Consider the following 20,370-nt stretch of genomic DNA (forward strand, 5'->3'; position numbering starts at 1 on the left):
GCCCCGCCTGCATGGGAGAATCCGGCCCATGTTTGTATTGTTTGAAGAAGCCGGCAAATACCTCGGCGGGCGCGTGCTGTCGGAGGCGGAAGCCTCGGCGCAGGTCGAGCTCGAGACCGGCAAGCGCGTCAAGGTCAAGGGCGCCAACATCGTGCTGCGGTTCGAGAAGCCCTCGCCCGCCGAATTGATCGCCGAGGGACGCGCGCTCGCGGCCTCCATGGACCTCGACCTGGCCTGGGAATTCGCGGCCGAGGGCGAGTTCGGCTTCGCCGACCTGGCGGCCGACTATTTCAGCGACAAGCCCTCGCTGGCGCAGCAGGCCGCGGCGCTGTTCGCGCTGTTCGAGGCGCCGCACTACTTCCGCCGGGCGGGCAAGGGGCGCTTCAAGAAGGCGCCGGCCGAGATCGTGCAGCAGGCGCTGGCCGCGATCGAGAAGAAGAAGGCGATCCAGGCGCAGATCGTGGAATGGGCCGGCCAGCTCGCCGAGGGCGTGTGCCCCGCGCCGGTGCGCGAGCAGCTCTACCGCATCCTGTTCAAGCCCGACAAGAACGCGCCCGAATACAAGGCGGTGGTGGAAGCCTCGCGCGCCTCGCAGCGCGCGCCGCTCGAACTGCTCGAGCGCGCGGGCGCGATCGACTCGCCCTACCAGTTCCACTGGCGCCGCTTCCTGTTCGAGAACTTCCCCAAGGGCACGGGCTTCCCCGCGCTCGTGGCGCCCGCCATCGCCGACGAACTGCCGCTGGCCGAGGGCGTCGAGGCCTTCTCGATCGACGACTCGCAGACCACCGAGATCGACGACGCGCTCTCGGTGCAGGGCCTGGGCAGCGGCACGGTCACGGTCGGCATCCACATCGCCGCGCCGGGCCTCGCGCTCGCGCCCGGCAGCGCGATCGACCAGGTGGCGCGCGCGCGCATGTCCACGGTCTACATGCCGGGCTACAAGATCACGATGCTGCCCGACGAGGTGGTCGACACCTACACGCTGCTCGAGGGCGCCGACCGCCCGGCCGTGTCGCTCTATGCGCGCTTCGACGAAGCCACGCTCGAACTGCAGTCGACCGAGACGAAGCTCGAGCGCGTGCCGATCGCCGCCAACCTGCGGCATGACCAGCTCGATAGCGTGGTGACGCAGCCCTGGCTCGAGGACGGCTCGATCACGCACGAGGACACGCCGGCCGCCGCCGCGCGCTTCCGTCCCCAGCTCTCGTTCCTGCACCGCCTCGCGCGCCAGCTGAAGGCCCAGCGCGAGGTCGTGCGCGGCAAGCCCGAGAACTTCAACCGGCCCGACTACAACTTCCGCCTGGTCGGCAACGACGGCGCCGAACCCACGGGCGCCGAGCAGGTGCAGATCACGACGCGCCAGCGCGGCGCGCCGCTCGACCTGATCGTGTCCGAGGCCATGATCCTGGCCAACAGCAGTTGGGGCGGCTGGCTCGGCGAGCTCGGCGTGCCCGGGCTCTACCGCAGCCAGGCCAGCCTCGCGCCCGGCATCAAGGTGCGCATGGGCACGCGCGCGCTGCCGCACGCGGGCCTGGGCGTGAAGAGCTATGCCTGGAGCACCTCGCCGCTGCGCCGCTACACCGACCTGGTGAACCAGTGGCAGATCATCGCGGCCGCGCGCCACGGCAAGACCGCCGCGCTGGCCGCGCCGTTCAAGCCCAAGGACGCCGACCTGTTCTCGATCCTCTCGGGCTTCGACGCGGCCTATGCGGCCTACAACGGCTACCAGGGCGGCATGGAACGCTTCTGGACGCTGAAGTACCTCGAGCAGCAGGGCATCACCGAGCTCGAGGCCACCGTCATCAAGGACCTGCCCAACGGCGCGCTGGTGCGCGCCGACGCGCTGCCGCTGGTGTTCCCGGTGGCCGGCCAGCAGGAACGCGGCGCGCGCCTGCGCGTGAAGCTCGGCGAGATCGACGAGATCGCGCTCGACGTCAGCGGCACCGTGCTTGAGCGCCTCGATGCGCCCGCGGCCGGCGCGGTGGACGACGCCGAGGACGAGGAAGAGGAAGTCGCCGGCCCGATCGCGATCGCGGTCGACCTGGCCGATGGCGACGCCGCCCCCGACGCGGGAGCGGCCGCGGAGAACGCGCCCGCATGAACCTCAAGGATCTGAGCACCCTGCAGATTGCGCTGGGTGTGTCCGTCATCGCGCATGCCGCGCTGCTGGCGGTGCGTTTCGTCGACCCCGAGGCCTTCAACCGCGCGTTCACCGAAACGCCGCTCGAAGTGATCCTCGTCAACTCGAAGACCCACGAAGCGCCGGATCCCAAGACCCGTGTGATGGCCCAGACCTCGCTCGCCGGCGGTGGCGACCTCGAGCGCGGCCGCGCCACCAGTCCGCTGCCGCCCTCCTCCTTCAGCGCGGTCGGCGATTCCGCCGAGGAGGCGCAGCGCCAGGTCGACCTGATGCAGCAGCAGCAGATGCAGCTGCTGACCCAGCTCAAGCGCGACCTCGCGGCCATGCCGCCGCCCGACCCGCGCGTGAGCGGCGACCCCAAGGAAGCCACCGCGCGCGAGGAGAAGCGCCGCCAGATGGTCGAGCTGCTGGCCGAGATCGAGCGCCGCGTGAACGAGGAGAACGCGCGCCCCAAGAAGCGCTACCTGAGCCCGTCGACGCGCGAGGCCGCCTATGCGCTGTACGTCGATTCGCTGCGCCGGCGCATCGAGGTGCGCGGCACCGAGAATTTCCCGACCGCGGCCGGCAAGAAGCTCTACGGCGAACTCAAGATGACGATCACCATCAACCACGACGGCAGCCTGCTCGACACCGTGATCGACGAGAGCTCGGGCAACACCACGCTCGACCGCCGTGCCCAGGCCATCGTGCGCAGCATCGGCAGCTTCGGCAAGTTCACCGACGCGATGCGCCGCCAGACCGACCAGATCGTGATCCAGTCGCGCTTCCGCTTCACGCGCGACGAGACCATCGAGCTGTCGTCGCAGTAGCGGCGACGGCCCGAAGAGAAGAAGAAGCCAGGAGACCCGCGCCATGGACCTGTACTGCGTGATGGGCAACCCGGTCGAGCACAGCCGCTCGCCGTGGATCCATGCCCGCTTCGCCGAACTCTGCAACCAGCCGATCGCCTACGAGCGCCGGCTGGTCGCGCTCGGCGCCTTCGCCGAGGGCATCGCCGCCTTCCGGCGCGAGGCCGCCGAACGCGGCGACCACGCGGGCGGCTGCAACGTCACCGTGCCCTTCAAGTTCGACGCCGCCGCCATCGCGCAGCACACCAGCGAGCGCGCCACGCTCGCGGGCGCGGTCAACACCTTGCGCTTCGCGGCCGATGGCGACATCCATGCCGACAACACCGACGGCATCGGCCTGGTCAACGACATCGAGCGCAATGCGCGCGTGCCGCTGGCCGGCAGGTCGCTGCTGCTGATCGGTGCCGGCGGCGCCGCGGCCGGCGTGCTCGGGCCGCTGCTCGACGCGGGCGCGGCGCGCGTGGTGGTGGCCAATCGCACGGTCGACAAGGCGGTGGCGCTGGTGCGCCGGCATGCGGCGCTCGCGCTGGCCCACGGCGCCTCGCTCGAGGCCTGGGCGCTCGATGCGGTGCCGGGCGACTTCGATGTCGTGATCAATGCGACCGCCTCCAGCCTCGCGGGCGACGCGGTGCCGGTCGGCGCGCAGGTGCTGCGCGCGGGCGCGCTGGCGGTCGACATGATGTACGGCCCCGCGGCCGCGGGCTTCCTGCAATGGGCGCAGGCCCACGGCGCCGTGGCGCGCGACGGCCTCGGCATGCTGGTCGAGCAGGCGGCCGAATCCTTCGAGATCTGGCGCGGCGTGCGACCGCCTTCGGCCCAGGTGCTCGACGAGCTGCGCGCGCGGCTCGCCGCCGCCTGAAGCACCTCATGAAGGCCGCGCTGCGCTGGATCGCCTGCCTGCTGCTGGCCGGCCTCGCGCTCGAGCTGTTCTTCGTCGTGCGCATCGCGGCCATGGCGGCGATCGACCCGCAGAGCACCGCCTTCCAGCGCTCCGAGGCCTGGCAGATCGCCACCCACAAGGGCAGCGAGGGTGCCTGGCGCCAGGAGTGGGTGCCCTATGCGCAGATCAACGACAGCCTCAAGCGCGCGGTGATCGCGAGCGAGGATGCCAGCTTCATCGACCATGACGGCGTGGAATGGGAAGCCATCGAGCGCGCGCGCCAGCGCAATGCGCGCGCCGAGGAACTGGCCGCCAAGCGCATGGCACGCGCCGCGGCGCGCGGCAAGACGGCGCAGGCGGCACCATTGCGCGGCGGCTCCACCATCACGCAGCAGCTCGCGAAAAACCTGCTGCTGTCGGGCGAGCGCACCATGCTGCGCAAGGGCCAGGAACTGGTGCTCGCCGTGCTGCTCGAGACGCTGCTCGACAAGCGGCGCATCCTCGAGATCTACCTCAACAGCGTCGAATGGGGCGAAGGCGTGTTCGGTGCCGAGGCGGCCGCGCAGTACTACTTCAGGAAGCCGGCCGCGCGCCTGAGCTCGTACGAGGCCGCGCGCCTCGCGGTGATGCTGCCGAGCCCGAAGTTCTACGAGCGCCGGCCCAACTCGCCCTACCTCAACGGGCGGGCGTCGACGATCGTGGCGCGGATGCCTTCGGCCGACCTGCCCTGAACAGGGCCTCGCCCGCCAGCACCGCCGCGAAGCCGATCGCATAGGCCAGCACGTCCCACCAGTCGGCCGTGCTGCCGAGCACGATGCGCAGCGCGCGGTTGGGAATATGCAGCTGCCAGGTGGCCGCCAGGTACTGGCCCAGCTCCACCAGCAGCCCCACGCCGAAGGCCGCGAGCGCCAGCGGCAGCACGCGCGCCTCGATGAAGGCCTTGAACACCAGGTAGACCCAGACCACGGCCAGCACGTCGCCGAGGAAGCTGCGCACCCAGCCCCAGCGCGCGCCCACGGTCGCGAGCAGTGCCAGCAGCACGAACAGGGCCAGTGCCCCGGCCAGGGGAAGAGGAGCAAGACGCCATCGCATGGCCCGTATCATCGCCTCCATGTTGGCGAAGCTCGTGGGATGGTTGCTGTTGGGCGTGGTGCGATTGCTCACCGGTGCCCAGGCGCGCTGGTACGGTTGCCCGCCGAAGGCCGAGCAGCGCATCTATTTCGCCAACCACCAGAGCCATGCCGACCTGGTGATGATCTGGGCCGCGCTGCCCGAGGAGCTGCGCAGCATCACGCGCCCGATCGCGGCGCGCGACTACTGGGCCAACACGCCGGTCAAGCGCTGGATCACGACCGAGGTGTTCAACGCGGTGTACGTCGAACGGCAGGCGGCCGCGCCCGAGCCCTCCGCCGCGGCGCCCGAGGAAGCCCGTGCCGTCGACCCGCTCGCCCCGCTGGTCGAGGCGCTGCGCAGCGGCGACTCGATCATCATCTTCCCCGAGGGCACGCGCGGCCACACCGGCGAGCCGCAGAAATTCAAGTCGGGCCTCTATGCGCTCGCCACCCAGTTCCCCGAGGTGGTGCTGGTGCCGGCCTGGATCGACAACGTGCAGCGCGTGATGCCCAAGGGCGAGATCGTGCCGGTGCCGATCCTCTGCTCCGTCACCTTCGGCGCGCCGATCCGCGTCGAGGCCGGCGAGGAGCGGCGTCCCTTCCTCGACCGCGCGCGTGCCGCAGTGATCGCCTTGCGCGACGTCTGAATGAATCAATTTCTCCGCAGCCTCAGCCCCACGCAGCAGGTCGCGGCGCTGTTCCTGATCGTCTTCGGCGTGCTCGTGGTCGTGAGCACCGCCGCCTTCTTCCTGAGCTTCAGGGAGCGGCGCAACCCGGTGCACGACGCCGCCTGGCAGGCCGAGCTCGCGCACTTCCGCAAGCTGCTGGGCACCACCTGGTTCATGGCCGTGATCTTCTGGATCGGCTGGGCGCTCGGCGAGACCGTGGCCACGGTGCTGTTCGCGCTGATCGCCTTCTTCGCGCTGCGCGAGTTCATCACCCTCTCTCCCACGCGGCGCGGCGACCACCGCAGCCTGATCCTCGCCTTCTTCGTGGTGCTGCCGGTGCAGTTCTGGCTCGTGGCCACCGCGCGCTTCGACTTGTTCACCGTGTTCATCCCGGTCTACGTGTTCCTCGCGATCCCGGTGGCCAGCGCGCTGGCCGACGACCCGAGCCACTTCCTCGAGCGCAACGCCAAGCTGCAGTGGGGCATCATGGTCTGCGTCTACGGCATGAGCCACGTGCCGGCGCTGCTGCTGCTGAGCTTTCCGGGCTACGAGGGCAAGAGCGCCTTCCTGGTGTTCTTCCTGGTCTTCGTGGTCCAGACCTCGGTGCTGGTGCAGCACCTGATCTCGCGCCGCAGCCAGCGCACGCCCTTCGCGCCCAACGTGAGCCGCAGCTTCAACTGGACCAGCTGGGGCATCGGCATCGCGGTGGCCAGCCTGGTGGGCGCGCTGTTCTCCTTCATCACGCCCTTCAAGTTCGGCCAGGCGCTCGCGGTCTCGGTCATCGCCTGCATCGCGGGCTCCATGGGCCACCTCGTGATGAAGGCGCTCAAGCGCGACCGCGGTATTCCCAACTGGGGCCAGAAGGGCGTGGGCGTCACGGGTGCCAACGGCCTGCTCGACCGCGTCGATGCGCTGTGCTTCGCGGCGCCGATCTTCTTCCATTCCGTGCGCTGGTATTTCGGGGCCTAGGGAACACATGCGCATCTTGGGCATCGACCCCGGCCTCAACACCACCGGCTTCGGCATCATCGACGTCGATGGCCACGCGCTGCGCTACGTGGCCAGCGGCACCATCAGCACGCGCAGCGTCACCAGCGGCAGCCTGCCGCAGCGGCTCAAGGTGCTGTTCGACGGCATCGCCGAGATCACCGAGCGCTACCGGCCCGATGCCTCGGCGGTCGAGATCGTGTTCGTCAACGTCAATCCGCAGTCCACCTTGCTGCTGGGTCAGGCGCGCGGTGCCTGCGTGACCGCGCTGGTCAGCAACGACCTGCCGGTGGCCGAGTACACCGCGCTGCAGATGAAGAAGGCCGTCGCGGGCCACGGCCAGGCGGCCAAGGCGCAAATCCAGGAGATGGTGAAGCGCCTGCTCGACCTGCCGGGCCTGCCCGGCAGCGACGCGGCCGACGCGCTGGGCATCGCGATCACGCATGCGCAGGTCGGGCGCACGCTGGCGCGGCTGGCGGAAGCCGCCACGCTGTCGCACTCGACGACCGGGCGCTACCGGCAGGGCCGCTCGCGCTGAGCCGCCGGCACGCTCAGAAAGCGATGACCCGCATGCCGCGGCGGTTTCGATGGCCGCGATCGGCGCGCGCATGTTGCGGCGGACGCCGGACCAGCAGCGGCACCTCCACCAGCCGGTACGACAACTCGGCCAGCACGGCGGTCGCCAGGCCGGCCAGCAGCACGCCCTCGCGTGGCTGCAGCACGCCGTCGAGCACGAGCCGGCGCGCGAACTCCATCACCGACAGGTGGACGACGTACATGCCGTACGAACGCTGGCTGGCCCAGCGCACCAGCGCCTCCGTGCCCCGGCCCGGCTGCCGCATCCGCGCGACGGCCGGGAAGCACAGCGCGAAGCCCGTCGAGGTCAGGCTGAAGAAGCCCGCGCGCCACGACGCGCTCTGGTAGGAGGCCGGCTCCAGGCTGCTCAGCACCGAGGCCCCGACCAGCGCGAGGCCCAGCGCCAGCATCGGCTGCGCGAGCGCATCGCAGGCCCGGCGCCGACTGCGCATCAGCCAGGCCATGGCCACGCCATAGGCGATCGCGTCGAGGCGCAGCAGCACGACCTTGCGAATCCGTGCGTCCCAGTCGGCGGCGACCGCGTCGTCGGCGATCCAGCGCGCCAGCAAGGGCAGCACGATGAAGAGCCCGCAGCAGATCGCCAGGGCCCGCGGGGCGCGCATGACGCCGGCCAGGGCGATCAGCAGGGTGGCGAACAGCAGGTAGAACCACTCCTCGACCATCAGCGACCACGAGACGTCGAACCAGGCGCTGGTCATGGGCCAGGCCAGGTTCTGCGTGAAGCTCAGGAAGAACCAGGGCCACCGCGTGGCACCGGCCCAGGTTCCGCACAGCAGCAGCACGCCGAGCCACAGGTAGTACAGCGGGATCGTGCGCATCCAGCGCCGCACCAGGAAGGTCCACAAGGCCCGCGGGCCGGCGCCCTGCTCGAGGATGTCGAGCAGCAGGCCGCCGATGAGGAAGCCGCTGAGCACGAAGAAGAGCTCCACGCCCAGGCTGCCCGAGATGCCCGCAAGTGACGAGCCGCCGCCCCAGAACACCAGCTGCAGATGACTGACGAGCACGCCGCCGATGGCCAGTGCCCGCAGCAGATCCAGCCCGAAGACCCGTCCCCCGCCCCGTTTTTCTGCCTCCGTCCCGGCCACGCCGCCAACGCCACCCTGTTGCGATGGAGTCATCCGTCCCCCCCGATCAAATTTTCGGGGCGGATATTACAAAAGGAATTCTTAATGAAATCTCCTCCGGACGGAGGAGTGTGGACCGCCGCTCACCCGGCGACGGGAGACCGGCGGTGCCGGTCCGGATCAGGCCACGCGTTCGGCGATCAGCACCGCGAAGAAGCCGCAGGCCGCGAGCAGGGTCCACTTGAGCACGATCCAGCCGAAGCGCCGGTACTTGGGCTGGCCGGTGCCCGCATAGAACGCGAACGAGACGCCGGCCATCAGCAGGAGGAACAGCAGGGCCCAGCGAAAGAGGAGCATGCGTGGTGGATCGGCCGCGGCTCGCCTACCAGGCGCGAGCGACTTCGTTGAAGCCGCGCGGCGCGCGCTTCTCGTCGGCGAAGGTCACGATCTCGTAGGCGTCGCTGTGCGAAAGCAGTTCGCGCAGCAGCTTGTTGTTGAGCGCATGGCCCGAGCGGAAGGCGGTGTAGGCCGCGAGCAGCGGCTTGCCGATGATGTAGAGGTCGCCCATCGCGTCGAGGATCTTGTGCTTCACGAACTCGTCGTCGTAGCGCAGGCCGCCGGCATTGAGCACCTTGGTGTCGTCCATCACGATGGCGTTGTCGAGTCCGCCGCCGAGCGCGAGGCCCTTGCTGCGCATGTACTCCACTTCCTTCGTGAAGCCGAAGGTGCGCGCGCGCGCGATGTCGCGGCTGTACGAGCCGCTGCCGAGATCGAACTCGACGCGCTGGCCCGTGGAGTTGACGACGCGGTGATCGAAGTCGATCTCGAAGCTGAGCTTGTAGCCGTGGTACGGCTCGAGCGCCGCCCACTTCTCGTTGGCGCCGTCGCCCTCGCGCACCTCGACCTTGCGCAGCACGCGGATGAAGCGCCGCGGCGCCTTCTGGAACTCGATGCCCGCGCTTTGCAGCAGGAATACGAAGGACGAGGCCGAGCCGTCGAGGATCGGTACCTCGTCGGCCGTGATGTCGATGTAGAGGTTGTCGATGCCCAGGCCGGCGCAGGCCGACATCAGGTGCTCGACGGTCTGGACCTTGGCGCCGCCGGTGGAGACGGTCGAGGCCAGCCGGGTGTCGGTGACCGCCTCGGCGGTCATGCGGATCTCGGCGGGCTCGGGCAGGTCGACGCGGCGGAACACGATGCCCGTGTCGGCCGGGGCGGGACGCAGCGTGAGCTCCACGCGCTGCCCGCTGTGGAGCCCCACGCCCACGGCGCGGCTGATCGACTTGAGGGTTCGTTGTTGCAGCACGCCTGCGATTTTAGGCGCGCGGCGTGCGTGGCGCGCCAATCCCCTGGCTATTACACCCATAGGCATCGTTCGTATGGCATAGCCCCGAAATGGACGCAAAGGGATGAAGAAAACGCGCCTGATACAGGCGGGAAGGCTTTATCTGGGCCTCCTCCTGCGCCTCTTGCGAGTTCTTCAAACCCTCTGCGTCCGGTCGGGCCGCCGCGCGGCATCTCTTTCGAGATGCCCGCGACGGGCCCTGGTCCGGTTCTCAGTCGGCCTGGCGGCGCAGGAAGGCCGGGATCTCGAAGTCGTCCATGCCGCCCGAGGACAGCGCATCGACCTTGGCCGCGGCCATCGTGCGGTTGGTGCGCCACACGCTGGGCACGGCCATGCCTTCGTAGTTGGGCTGGTTGCCGCCACCGCCGTGGCCGGTGCCCATCGAGGGCACGTTGAACGGGATGTTGTCGGTGCCGGTGCGGATCACCTCAAGCGTCGGTGCCTGGCGGCGCGCGTCGGCGCGCGACAGGCCGGTGGCGACCACGGTCACGCGCATCTCGTCGCCGAGGGCGTCGTCGTAGGCCGCACCGTAGATCACGTGCGCATCGGGCGAGGCGTAGGCGCGGATGGTGTTCATCGCGAGCTTCGACTCGTTGAGCTTCAGCGAATTCTTCGATGCGGTCACCAGCACCAGCACGCCCTTGGCGCCCGAGAGGTCGATGCCTTCGAGCAGCGGGCAGGCCACGGCCTGCTCGGCCGCGATGCGCGCGCGGTCGGGCCCCGAGGACACGGCCGTGCCCATCATCGCCTTGCCCGGCTCGCCCATCACGGTGCGCACGTCCTCGAAGTCGACGTTCACGCCGCCGTACTCGTTGATGATTTCCGAGATCCCGCCCACGGCGTTCTTCAGCACGTCGTTGGCCTGCGCGAAGGCTTCTTCCTGGGTGATGTCCTCGCCCAGCACGTCGAGCAGCTTCTCGTTGAGCACCACGATCAGCGAGTCGACGTTGGCCTCGAGCTCGGCCAGGCCGGCTTCGGCGTTGGTCATGCGGCGGCCGCCTTCCCAGTCGAAGGGCTTGGTCACCACGCCCACGGTGAGGATGCCCATCTCCTTCGCCACGCGCGCGATCACCGGCGCGGCGCCGGTGCCGGTGCCGCCGCCCATGCCGGCGGTGATGAACAGCATGTGGGCGCCGTCGATGGCCGCGCGGATCTCGTCCACGGCGGCTTCGGCCGCTTCACGGCCCTTCTCGGGCTTGCTGCCGGCACCCAGGCCGCTCAGGCCGAGCTGGATGTTGCGCTGCGCGCTGCTGCGCTGCAGGGCCTGCGCGTCGGTGTTCGCGCAGACGAACTGCACGCCCTGCACGCCGCGTTCCATCATGTGCGCGACCGCGTTGCCGCCGCCACCGCCGACACCGATCACCTTGATCTGCGTGCCCTGGTTGAACTCTTCGACTTCGATCATTTCGATGGTCATCTTCTACTCCTTGAATCTTGCAGTTGCCGTTGTCTATGAATGAATCTTTTTGGGGGTACCCGACGAGAACGAATTCATCGTCGCGATGGTGGACCTGTTCGTCGCCATCGCTCGTTGAAATGCAAGGGAGGGCTGCCGCGCGCGAGCCAGAGTGGGGAATGGTTCATGGTCAGAAGTTCCCCACGATGAAGTCCTTGAAACGTCCGAACGCGGTTTTTACCGACCCGTTCTTTTGCGCCACCTTGAAGCCGCGCATGCGCGCGAAGCGGGCCTCCTCGAGCAGGCCCATCACGGTGGCCGCGCGCGGCTGCGCGACCATGTCCGAGAGCGCGCTCGAATACTTCGGGATGCCGCGGCGCACGGGCTTGAGGAAGATGTCCTCGCCGAGCTCGACCATGCCGGGCATCACCGCGCTGCCGCCGGTGAGCACCACGCCCGAGGAGAGCACCTCCTCGTAGCCCGACTCGCGCACCACCTGCTGCACCAGCGAGAAGATCTCCTCGATGCGCGGCTCGATCACGCCGGCCAGCGCCTGCTTGCTCAGCATGCGCGGACCGCGGTCGCCGAGGCCGGGCACCTCGACCTGCGTGTCGGGATCGGCCAGCAGCTGCTTGGCGAAGCCGTTCTCGACCTTGATGTCTTCCGCGTCCTTGGTCGGCGTGCGCAGCGCCATCGCGATGTCGCTGGTGATCAGGTCGCCCGCGATCGGGATCACCGCCGTGTGGCGGATCGCGCCGTTGGTGAAGATCGCGACGTCGGTGGTGCCCGCGCCGATGTCCACCAGCACCACGCCGAGCTCGCGCTCGTCCTCGGTCAGCACCGCCTGGCTCGAGGCCAGCGGGTTCAGCATCAGCTGGTCGACCTCGAGGCCGCAGCGGCGCACGCACTTGATGATGTTCTCGGCCGCGCTCTGCGCGCCGGTCACGATGTGCACCTTGGCCTCGAGACGCATGCCGCTCATGCCGATCGGCTCCTTCACGTCCTGGCCGTCGATCACGAACTCCTGCGGCTCCACCAGCAGCAGGCGCTGGTCGCTCGAGATGTTGATGGCACGCGCGGTCTCGACCACGCGCGCCACGTCGGCCGGCGTCACTTCCTTGTCCTTCACCGCCACCATGCCGCTGGAGTTGATGCCGCGGATGTGGCTGCCGGTGATGCCGGTGTAGACGCGGCCGATCTTGCAGTCGGCCATCAGCTCGGCTTCCTTGAGCGCCTGCTGGATGCTCTGCACGGTGGCGTCGATGTTCACCACCACGCCGCGCTTGAGGCCGTTGCTGGGCGCGATGCCCAGGCCCGCGAGCTTGAGCTCGCCGCCTTGCAGCACCTCGGCCACGACCACCATCACCTTCGCGGTGCCGATGTCGAGGCCGACAACCAGGTCCTTGTATTCTTTGGGCATCGATATGTCCTCGGTATTCGTCTATTTCTTCTTGGGCGTCTTGGGGTCGGCCACCACGGTGGTGACGCCGCGCAAGCGCAACGCATAGGCGTCGTTGTGGCGCAGATCGGCGCCCTCGACGTCGTCCATGGTGCGGCGGTACTGCCCCGCGACCTGCGTCACGGTCTTCAGGAAGCGCTGCAGCCGCGCCGCCACCTCCTCGCTCTGGCCCCGGCCCAGTTCGATCGTCGCGCCGCTGTCGAGCTGCGCGCGCCAGCTGCCCCGGCTCGACAGCGTGAGCGCGTCGAGGCCGAGGTCGTAGGGCTCGAACATCGGCTGCAGCACGCGGTACATGCCCAGCACCTGCCCGGCCTGCTCGATCGGTCCATCGAGCCGCGGCAGCTTGTCGTCGACCTCCGCCACGTTGGCCTCGAACACGTCGCCGAAGCCGTTGATCAGCTTCGAGCTCGACTCGTCGCCCCAGTTGGCCACCGGCACCTGCTCGGTCAGCGTCACGCGCAGCTTGTTCGGGAACTCGCGCCGCACCACCGCGCTGCGCACCCACGGCACCGACTCGAAGGCGGTGCGCGCGCGCGCGAGGTCGACGGTGAAGAAGTTGCCCTTGAGCTGCGGCGCCACGTTGGCGCGCAGGGTGACGGCGTTGTTGTGCGTCACCTCGCCGTCGACCTTGATGCCCGCGATCGGGAAGAAGGGCTGGCGCAGCACCCACCAGGCGCCCGCGGCGAGCAGCATCAGGCCCACCGCCACGAATGCGAGGTTCGCGACGATGTTCATGAGCTTGACGTCGAAGGGCGTGGGGATGCTGTCGGCCATCTTCAGTGCGCGCCTCCCGTGGCGTCGAGCGTGGCCGTGGCCAGCACGCGCAGGCAGAGTTCCTCGTAGGCGATGCCCGCCGCGCGTGCCGACATCGGCACCAGCGAATGGCTGGTCATGCCCGGCGAGGTGTTCATCTCGAGCAGGAAGGGCTTGCGGTCGCTGGCGCGGATCATCACGTCGGCGCGGCCCCAGCCGCGGCAGCCGAGCGTGCGATAGGCCGCCAGCGCGATGCGCTGGATCTCGCGCTCCTCCGCCTCGGGCAGGCCGCTCGGGCAGTGGTATTTCACGTCGTCGGTGAAGTACTTGTTCTGGTAGTCGTAGGCACCCTCGGGCGCGGCGATGCGCACCACCGGCAGCGCATGCGCGTCGAGGCCGCTGCCGAGCACGGCGCAGGTGACTTCCTCGCCCTCGATGAACTCCTCGCAGAGCACGTCGGCGTCGTACTTGACCGACAGCGTCACCGCGTCCTGCATCTGCGAGTAGCCCTCGACCTTGGTCACGCCGATCGAGGACCCCTCGCGCGGCGGCTTCACGATCAGCGGCAGGCCCAGCACGTCGGGCACGGCCATCACCTGTTCGCGGCTCTGCTGGTCGAAGGCCAGGCGCACGTACTTGGGCGTGGGCAGGCCGTCGGCCTGCCAGATTCGCTTGGTCATGACCTTGTCCATCGCCACGCTCGAGGCCATCACGCCCGAGCCGGTGTAGGGAATGCCGAGCATCTCGAGCGCGCCCTGCACCGTGCCGTCCTCGCCGTGGCGGCCATGCAGCGCCACGAAGCAGCGCGCGAAGCCTTCGCGCCGGAGCTCGGACAGGTCGCGCTGCGACGGGTCGAAGGCATGGGCGTCGACGCCGCGCGAGAGCAGCGCCTCGAGCACGCCGGTGCCCGACATCAGCGAGACCTCGCGCTCGGCCGAGCTGCCGCCGAACAGCACGGCGACCTTGCCGAAGAGTGTGGGATCCTGAAGGCTCACGACGCCTCCCCCTTGTGCGCAGCGTGCTGCGATGTCGTGGATGAAGAAGAAGCGGCCACCACCGGCACCGCGCCGAGCTCGACCACCTTGCCCGGCACCGCGCCGATGGAGCCCGCGCCCATGCACAGCACCACGTCGCCGGCACGCGCGTTGTCGAGGATGGCCCGCGGCATCGCGGCGATGTCGTCGACGAACACCGGCTCGACCTTGCCGGCCACGCGCAGCGCGCGCGCCAGCGTGCGGCCGTCGGCCGCCACGATGGGCTGCTCGCCGGCCGCGTAGACCTCGCCGAGCAGCACCGCGTCGGCGGTGCCGATGACCTTGACGAAGTCCTCGAAGCAGTCGCGCGTGCGGGTGTAGCGGTGCGGCTGGAAGGCAAGCACCAGGCGCCGGCCCGGGAAGGCGCCGCGCGCGGCCGCGAGCGTGGCGGCCATTTCCACCGGGTGGTGGCCGTAGTCGTCGATCACGGTGAAGCTGCCGTCGCCGGCCTTGGCCGCGACCTCGCCATAGCTCTGGAAGCGCCGGCCCACGCCCTTGAAGCCGGCCAGCCCGCGCTGCACCGCCTCGTCGGCGATGCCGAGCTCGACCGCCACCGCGATCACCGACAGCGCGTTGCGCACGTTGTGCTCGCCCGGCAGGTTCAGCACCACCGGCAGGTCGGGCAGGGTCACGCCGTTGCGGCGCTGCGCGGTGAAGTGCATCTGGCCGCCGACGGCGCGCACGTCGACCGCGCGCACCTGGGCGTCCTCGCCGAAGCCGTAGCTGGTGACCGGGCAGGTCACGTCGGCCACGATCTCGCGCACCGCCGGATCGTCGGTGCACAGGATCGCCGTGCCGTAGAAGGGCATGCGGTGCAGGAAGTCGACGAAGGCCTTCTTCAGCTTGCCGAAGTCGTGCCCGTAGGTCTCCATGTGGTCGGCGTCGATGTTCGTGACCACCGCCATCACGGGCAGCAGGTTCAGGAACGAGGCGTCGGATTCGTCGGCCTCGACCACGATGTAGTCGCCGCTGCCGAGCTGCGCATTGGCGCCCGCGCTGTTGAGCCGGCCGCCGATCACGAAGGTGGGATCGAGCCCCGCGGCCGCGAGCACGCTCGCCACCAGGCTGGTGGTGGTGGTCTTGCCGTGCGTGCCGGCGATGGCGATGCCCTGCTTCAGGCGCATCAGCTCGGCCAGCATGACGGCGCGCGGCACGACCGGGATGCGCTTCTCGCGCGCGGTCAGCACCTCGGGGTTGTCGGCCTGCACCGCGGTCGAGGTCACGACCGCGTCAGCGCCCTCCACGTTCGCGGCCGCATGGCCCACGAAGGTGCCGATGCCCAGGCCCGCGAGCCGGCGCAGCGTGGCGCTGTCGGACAGGTCGGAGCCGGTGATGCGGTAGCCGAGGTTCAGCAGCACCTCGGCGATGCCGCTCATGCCGGAGCCGCCGATGCCCACGAAGTGGATGTGATGGATCGCGTGCTTCATCGTGCCAGCTCCTCGCAAGCGCGCACCATCGCCTCGACGGCCTCGGTTTTCTGCATCGTCCTGGCGCGTTCGGCGCGTTCGATCAATTCGGTTCGTTGTGTCTTCTGTAGCAAATCGGCCAGCAATTCAGGGGTGAGATCGGTCTGTTGCACCAGCCAGCCGCCGCCGGCATCGACGAGGAAGCGCGCGTTGGTGGTCTGGTGGTCGTCGACCGCGGAAGGAAAAGGCACGAACAGCGCCGCGGCGCCGACGGCCGCGATTTCGGTCACGGTGCTGGCACCGGCGCGCGCGACGATGAGGTCGGCCTCGGCATAGGCCAGGGCCGTGTCCTCGATGAAGGGCGTGAGCTCGCCCTCGACGCCGGCGGCCGCGTAGTTGGCGCGCAGCTCGTCGATCTGCTTGGCGCCGCTCTGGTGCAGCACCTGCGGGCGCGTGCCCGGCTCGATGCGCGCGAGCGCCTGCGGCACCACCGCGTTGAGCGCCTTGGCGCCGAGGCTGCCGCCGACCACCAGCAGCTTGAGCGGACCGCTGCGGCCCGCGAAGCGCTCGGCCGGCGCAGGCTGCGAGGTGAAGGCCGCGCGCAGCGGGTTGCCGATCCACTGCGCCTTCTTGAGCACGTCGGGGAAGGCCGTGAAGACGCGGTCGGCCACGCCCGCCAGCACCTTGTTGGCGAGGCCCGCGACCGAGTTCTGCTCGTGCAGCACCAGCGGCTTGTTGAGCAGCACGCCCATCATCCCGCCCGGAAAGGTGATGTAGCCGCCCAGGCCCACGAGGACGTCGGGCTTCACGCGGCGCACCACGCGCAGGCTCTGCCAGAAGGCGCGCAGCAGGCGCAGCGGCAGCAGGAACAGCGTGAGCGGGCCCTTGCCGCGCACGCCGCCGAACTGCACCGGCTCGAAGGCGAAGCCGCGCGGCGGCACCAGCTTCTCTTCCATGCCGCCGGGCGCGCCCAGCCAGTGCACGCGCCAGCCGCGCTCGCGCAGTGCCTCGGCCACGGCGAGGCCCGGGAAGATGTGGCCGCCGGTGCCGCCGGCCATCACGAGTGCGGTACGACCCGTCATACGCGGCCCCCTCTCATGAGGACACGGTTCTCGTAGTCGATGCGCAGCACGATCGCCAGCGCCACCATGTTCATCAGGATCGCCGAGCCGCCGAAGCTCATCAGCGGCAGCGTGAGGCCCTTGGTCGGCAGCGCGCCGAGGTTCACGCCCATGTTGATGAACGCCTGGAAGCCGATCCACACGCCCACGCCCTGGGCCACGAGGCCCGAGAACACGCGGTCGAGCGCGATCGCCTGGCGGCCGATGTGCATCACGCGGCGCGTGAGCCAGAGGAACAGGCCGATGATCAGCAGCACGCCGACCAGGCCGAACTCCTCGCCGATCACGGCCAGCAGGAAGTCGGTGTGGGCCTCGGGCAGCCAGTGCAGCTTCTCGACGCTGCCGCCGAGGCCGACGCCGAAGATCTCGCCGCGGCCGATGGCGATCAGCGAGTGCGACAGCTGGTAGCCCTTGCCGAGCGCGTGCTCCTCGCTCCACGGGTCGAGGTAGGCGAAGATCCGCTCGCGCCGCCACGGGCTGGTGGCGACGATGGTGCCGAAGGCCACCACCACCAGCGCGGCGATCACGAAGAACATGCGCGCGTTCACGCCGCCCAGGAACAGGATGCCCATCGCGATCACCGCGATCACCATGAAGGCGCCCATGTCGGGCTCGGCCATCACCAGCATGCCGACCACCACCACCGCGATGCCCATCGGCAGCACGGCGCGGAAGAAGCGCTCCTTGATCTCCATCTTGCGCACCATGTAGCTGGCCGCATAGAGCACCATCGCGACCTTCGCGAGCTCGGAGGGCTGGAAGCGCATGAAGCCCATCGGCAGCCAGCGCCGCGCGCCGTTCACGCTGATGCCGATGTGCGGGATCAGCACCGCCACCAGCAGCAGCAGCGAGGCCACGAACAGCCAGGGCGCGGCGCGCTCCCAGGTCTTCATCGGGATCTGGAAGGCCAGCAGCGCGGCGATGAAGGCGAACACCACCGAGGCCGCATGGCGCGTGAGGAAGTACGAGGCGCTGTAGCCGGCGCGCGCGAAGCGCGGGTTGTCGGGCAGCGCGATCGAGGCCGAATAGACCATGATCAGGCCCCAGGTCAGCAGCGCGACCGTGACCCACACCAGCGCCTGGTCGAAGCCCAGCACGCGGATCGGCGCGGCCTTGGTCTGGGTGAAGCCGGCGCCGCCGAGGCGCACCGGCAGGTGCACCGGCAGCGCATCGATGCCGCTGCGCGCGCGCCGGAACCAGCCGCTGAAGCGGCCGGGCCGGGTGTTGGGCGTGGCGCCCGCGGCGGCGGAGTTCACGATGCCGGTCCTTCCGTCGAATCGGGTTCCCCGAAGTCGCGCGGCTCGTCCTCGAGCGCCTGCACGGCCTCGCGGAACACCGCCGCGCGGTGCGGGTAGTTCTTGAACATGTCGAAGCTCGCACAGGCCGGTGACAGCAGCACGGCATCGCCGGGGTGGGCGCGGCGCGCGGCCAGCTGCACGGCCTCGTGCATCGAGCCCGCATGCATCAGCGTGACGCCGGTGGCAGCCAGCGCGGCCTCGATCAGCGGCGCGTCGCGGCCGATCAGCACCACGGCGCGCGCGTACTGGCGCACCGGCAGCGCGAGCGGCTCGAAGTCCTGGCCCTTGCCCTCGCCGCCGAGGATCACGACCACGCGGCGGTCCTCGCCGAGGCCACCGAGCGCCGCCACGGTGGCGCCCACGTTGGTGCCCTTGCTGTCGTCGAAGTACTCGACGTCGTCGATCAGCGCCACCGGCTCGACGCGGTGCGGCTCGCCGCGGTACTCGCGCAGGCCGTAGAGCATCGGGCCGAGCGGGCAGTCGGCCGCGTTCGCGAGCGCCAGCGCGGCGAGCGCGTTCATCGCGTTGTGGCGGCCGCGGATGCGCAGCGCGTCGGCCGGCATCAGGCGCTGCACGAAGATCTCCTCCTCGAGCACCTGGCCGCGCTTGCGCTTCTGCGTCTCGTCGGCCTCGTGCGCGCGCACCAGCCAGCTCATGCCGTTGACGCGCTCGATGCCGTAATCGCCGGGGCGCTGCGGCATGCTCGCGCCGAAGGTGACGTGCGGGCGCACCTGCACGCGCTGCGCCTTGGGCCTGGCCGGCGCGCGCCGCGCGCCGCGGGCGTTCACCACCTCCTCGACGGGCTTGACCGGCTCCTGGCCCGCGGTGGCGAGCATCGCCATCACGGCCGGGTCGTCGCGGTTGAGCACCATCAGCGCGGTCTTGCCGAAGATGCGCGACTTGGCCTGCGCATAGGCCGGCATGTCGCCGTGCCAATCGAGGTGGTCCTGCGTGAGGTTGAGCACCGTCGCGGCCGCGGGCTCGAAGCCCTGCACGCCGTCGAGCTGGAAGCTCGAGAGCTCGATCACCCAGGCCTCGGGCAGCGTGCCGGCATCGAGGTGCGCGCTCAGCGTGTCGAGCAGGGTCGGGCCGATGTTGCCGGCCACCGCCACGCTCTTGCCGCCGCGCTCGATGAGCTGGCCGGTCAGCGCCGTGACCGTGGTCTTGCCGTTGGTGCCGGTGATCGCGAGCACGACCGGCGTGTAGCCCTTGGCGGGCTCGGGCGCGGGTTCCGGCTCGGGCTGGGCCTCGGCCTGCGGCGCCGGCTCCTCCTCGGCCACGGCCGAGGCGGGATTGGTGGCGGCGAACTCGGCGATCTTCGCGACGAAGTCGGCCGCTTCCTTCGCGGCCGTGGGAACGTAGGGCTTGCCGACCGTGAAGGCCGGCAGGTTCGACGCGGGCTTGGGGGCCGGTGCGGCGACGGGCGCGGGCTCGGCGGCCTCGGGTTGGGTGCCTTCGGCGGCATCCGGCGTTTCGGCCGCGACGGGCTCGGCGGGCTCGGCGCCTGCCTCGACGCCTTCCTGAACCACGGGCGCATCGGCGACCGGCGCCTCGGGTTCCGGCGGCTGCAGCACGGGGACGCTCAGCGAGGGATCGCGCGGCATCGATTCGAGCAAGGCGGCGGGAGCGCGCGGTGCTTCGGAGGTTTCCTCGAGGGCTTCGGGTTCGGCGGGCTGCGCCTCGATCGCGGGCGCCACGGCTTCGACGGCTTCGGCCACTGCCGTCGTCTCGACCACGGCCTCTTCTGCCGCTGCGGGAGCTTCTTCCGCCACCGGCGCCTGGACTTCGGGCAGCACGGCAGGCGCCTGCGCCTCGGGCACCGGCTCGCTCTCGGCCGGCACCGCCGCCTCCAGCGCCAGCTCGCCTTGCGCCGCGCTTTCTTCTTCAACCTCGACCACCGCCGGCGTCTCGACGATCGCGAGGTCCGCCAGCGCGCGTGCGAACAGGTCGAGCTCGCCGCCGACCGGCAGTCCGACCGCGCGCGCCGCATCGGCCACCGGCGCGATGGTCTCGGGGCTCAGGCCCGGCGAGCGGTAGACGGCGCGGATCGGCGTGCCCTCGATCAGCGCGGCCGTGAACGGCCCGCCGACGAACACCGCCTCGGGCCACTCGGCACGCAGCGTGTCGAGCAAGGCCGGCGCCTCGCGCGTGTCGGCCACCGTCACCTGCGCGCCGTAGCGCGCGCACCAGCGCGCCATCGCCAGCCCGGACGCGCCGAGGCCGAGGATGAGGACGGGGAGGTCTTTCAGGTGCCGCATGCGT

At 70.1% G+C, this 20,370-nt stretch carries 19 protein-coding genes; 7 read left to right on the forward strand and 12 right to left on the reverse strand.

The features are described 5' to 3' along the window. Positions 1–28: 28 nt before the first annotated feature. From ACEN9J_RS15255 to ACEN9J_RS15270, 4 genes are read left to right on the forward strand one after another with little or no spacing between them, the layout of a single operon-like run. On the forward strand, positions 29–2,101 hold the full coding sequence (locus ACEN9J_RS15255) for a ribonuclease catalytic domain-containing protein (RefSeq protein WP_413764491.1): 2,073 nt from the start codon (positions 29–31) through the stop codon (positions 2,099–2,101). Further along, positions 2,098–2,949 (forward strand): energy transducer TonB, encoded by an 852-nt coding sequence (locus ACEN9J_RS15260; protein WP_057591168.1) that lies wholly within the window; start codon positions 2,098–2,100, stop codon positions 2,947–2,949. The genes ACEN9J_RS15255 and ACEN9J_RS15260 overlap by 4 nt, the downstream gene beginning before the upstream one ends. Before the next feature lie 43 nt (positions 2,950–2,992). Then, the gene (aroE, locus tag ACEN9J_RS15265) at positions 2,993–3,847 is read left to right on the forward strand and encodes a shikimate dehydrogenase (RefSeq protein ID WP_057591169.1); all 855 of its coding nucleotides are present in this window, start codon (positions 2,993–2,995) and stop codon (positions 3,845–3,847) included. An 8-nt stretch (positions 3,848–3,855) separates the two neighbouring features. Beyond that, positions 3,856–4,599 (forward strand): transglycosylase domain-containing protein, encoded by a 744-nt coding sequence (locus ACEN9J_RS15270; protein WP_057591171.1) that lies wholly within the window; start codon positions 3,856–3,858, stop codon positions 4,597–4,599. On the opposite strand, the gene ACEN9J_RS15275 is transcribed toward ACEN9J_RS15270, so the two are convergent. After that, entirely contained in the window at positions 4,544–4,972 is a 429-nt protein-coding gene (locus ACEN9J_RS15275) for a DUF2809 domain-containing protein (protein WP_057591192.1), read from the reverse strand. The two genes, ACEN9J_RS15270 and ACEN9J_RS15275, sit on opposite strands and share 56 nt — an antisense overlap. Before the next feature lie 7 nt (positions 4,973–4,979). Here ACEN9J_RS15275 and ACEN9J_RS15280 point away from each other — a divergent pair, with 7 nt between their 5' ends. Genes ACEN9J_RS15280 through ruvC form a run of 3 tightly spaced genes read left to right on the forward strand, consistent with a single transcriptional unit; the run spans position 4,980 to position 7,173 of the window. Then, positions 4,980–5,627, forward strand: a complete 648-nt coding sequence (locus ACEN9J_RS15280; protein ID WP_057591172.1) for a lysophospholipid acyltransferase family protein — start codon at positions 4,980–4,982, stop codon at positions 5,625–5,627. Continuing rightward, on the forward strand, positions 5,628–6,617 hold the full coding sequence (locus ACEN9J_RS15285) for a phosphatidate cytidylyltransferase (RefSeq protein ID WP_057591174.1): 990 nt from the start codon (positions 5,628–5,630) through the stop codon (positions 6,615–6,617). A gap of 7 nt (positions 6,618–6,624) precedes the next feature. Beyond that, positions 6,625–7,173, forward strand: a complete 549-nt coding sequence (gene ruvC, locus ACEN9J_RS15290) for a crossover junction endodeoxyribonuclease RuvC (protein WP_413764492.1) — start codon at positions 6,625–6,627, stop codon at positions 7,171–7,173. Positions 7,174–7,186: 13 nt separating this feature from the next. Here the strand turns inward: ruvC and ACEN9J_RS15295 are convergent, their stop codons facing one another. From ACEN9J_RS15295 to ACEN9J_RS15345, 11 genes are all read right to left on the reverse strand, one after another. Beyond that, positions 7,187–8,350: an acyltransferase family protein gene (locus ACEN9J_RS15295; protein ID WP_413764493.1), complete on the reverse strand. Its 1,164-nt coding sequence runs from the start codon at positions 8,348–8,350 to the stop codon at positions 7,187–7,189. Positions 8,351–8,476: 126 nt separating this feature from the next. Continuing rightward, the gene (locus tag ACEN9J_RS15300; protein WP_172705536.1) at positions 8,477–8,653 is read right to left on the reverse strand and encodes a hypothetical protein; all 177 of its coding nucleotides are present in this window, start codon (positions 8,651–8,653) and stop codon (positions 8,477–8,479) included. A gap of 25 nt (positions 8,654–8,678) precedes the next feature. Further along, positions 8,679–9,602 (reverse strand): UDP-3-O-acyl-N-acetylglucosamine deacetylase, encoded by a 924-nt coding sequence (gene lpxC / locus ACEN9J_RS15305; protein ID WP_057591179.1) that lies wholly within the window; start codon positions 9,600–9,602, stop codon positions 8,679–8,681. A 250-nt stretch (positions 9,603–9,852) separates the two neighbouring features. Next, complete coding sequence (gene ftsZ, locus ACEN9J_RS15310) at positions 9,853–11,058, reverse strand: cell division protein FtsZ (protein WP_057591180.1); 1,206 nt, start codon at positions 11,056–11,058, stop codon at positions 9,853–9,855. A gap of 169 nt (positions 11,059–11,227) precedes the next feature. Beyond that, on the reverse strand, positions 11,228–12,457 hold the full coding sequence (gene ftsA, locus ACEN9J_RS15315; protein ID WP_057591181.1) for a cell division protein FtsA: 1,230 nt from the start codon (positions 12,455–12,457) through the stop codon (positions 11,228–11,230). Positions 12,458–12,478: 21 nt separating this feature from the next. Continuing rightward, positions 12,479–13,270 (reverse strand): cell division protein FtsQ/DivIB, encoded by a 792-nt coding sequence (locus ACEN9J_RS15320; protein WP_057591182.1) that lies wholly within the window; start codon positions 13,268–13,270, stop codon positions 12,479–12,481. Positions 13,271–13,272: 2 nt separating this feature from the next. After that, positions 13,273–14,244, reverse strand: coding sequence for a D-alanine--D-alanine ligase (locus ACEN9J_RS15325; RefSeq protein ID WP_413764494.1), 972 nt, complete (start codon positions 14,242–14,244; stop codon positions 13,273–13,275). Then, positions 14,241–15,710: a UDP-N-acetylmuramate--L-alanine ligase gene (gene murC, locus ACEN9J_RS15330; protein WP_413764495.1), complete on the reverse strand. Its 1,470-nt coding sequence runs from the start codon at positions 15,708–15,710 to the stop codon at positions 14,241–14,243. Before murC ends, ACEN9J_RS15325 begins: the two co-directional genes overlap by 4 nt. Then, positions 15,707–16,771, reverse strand: a complete 1,065-nt coding sequence (gene murG, locus ACEN9J_RS15335) for an undecaprenyldiphospho-muramoylpentapeptide beta-N-acetylglucosaminyltransferase (RefSeq protein WP_057591185.1) — start codon at positions 16,769–16,771, stop codon at positions 15,707–15,709. The genes murC and murG overlap by 4 nt, the downstream gene beginning before the upstream one ends. Continuing rightward, positions 16,768–18,066 (reverse strand): putative lipid II flippase FtsW, encoded by a 1,299-nt coding sequence (ftsW, locus tag ACEN9J_RS15340; RefSeq protein WP_057591186.1) that lies wholly within the window; start codon positions 18,064–18,066, stop codon positions 16,768–16,770. Before ftsW ends, murG begins: the two co-directional genes overlap by 4 nt. Next, the gene (locus ACEN9J_RS15345; RefSeq protein ID WP_413764496.1) at positions 18,063–20,366 is read right to left on the reverse strand and encodes a Mur ligase family protein; all 2,304 of its coding nucleotides are present in this window, start codon (positions 20,364–20,366) and stop codon (positions 18,063–18,065) included. The genes ftsW and ACEN9J_RS15345 overlap by 4 nt, the downstream gene beginning before the upstream one ends. Positions 20,367–20,370: the final 4 nt, after the last annotated feature.

The sequence above is a fragment of the Variovorax sp. Varisp41 genome (genome assembly GCF_047325085.1).
Classification (GTDB): Bacteria; Pseudomonadota; Gammaproteobacteria; order Burkholderiales; family Burkholderiaceae_C; genus Variovorax.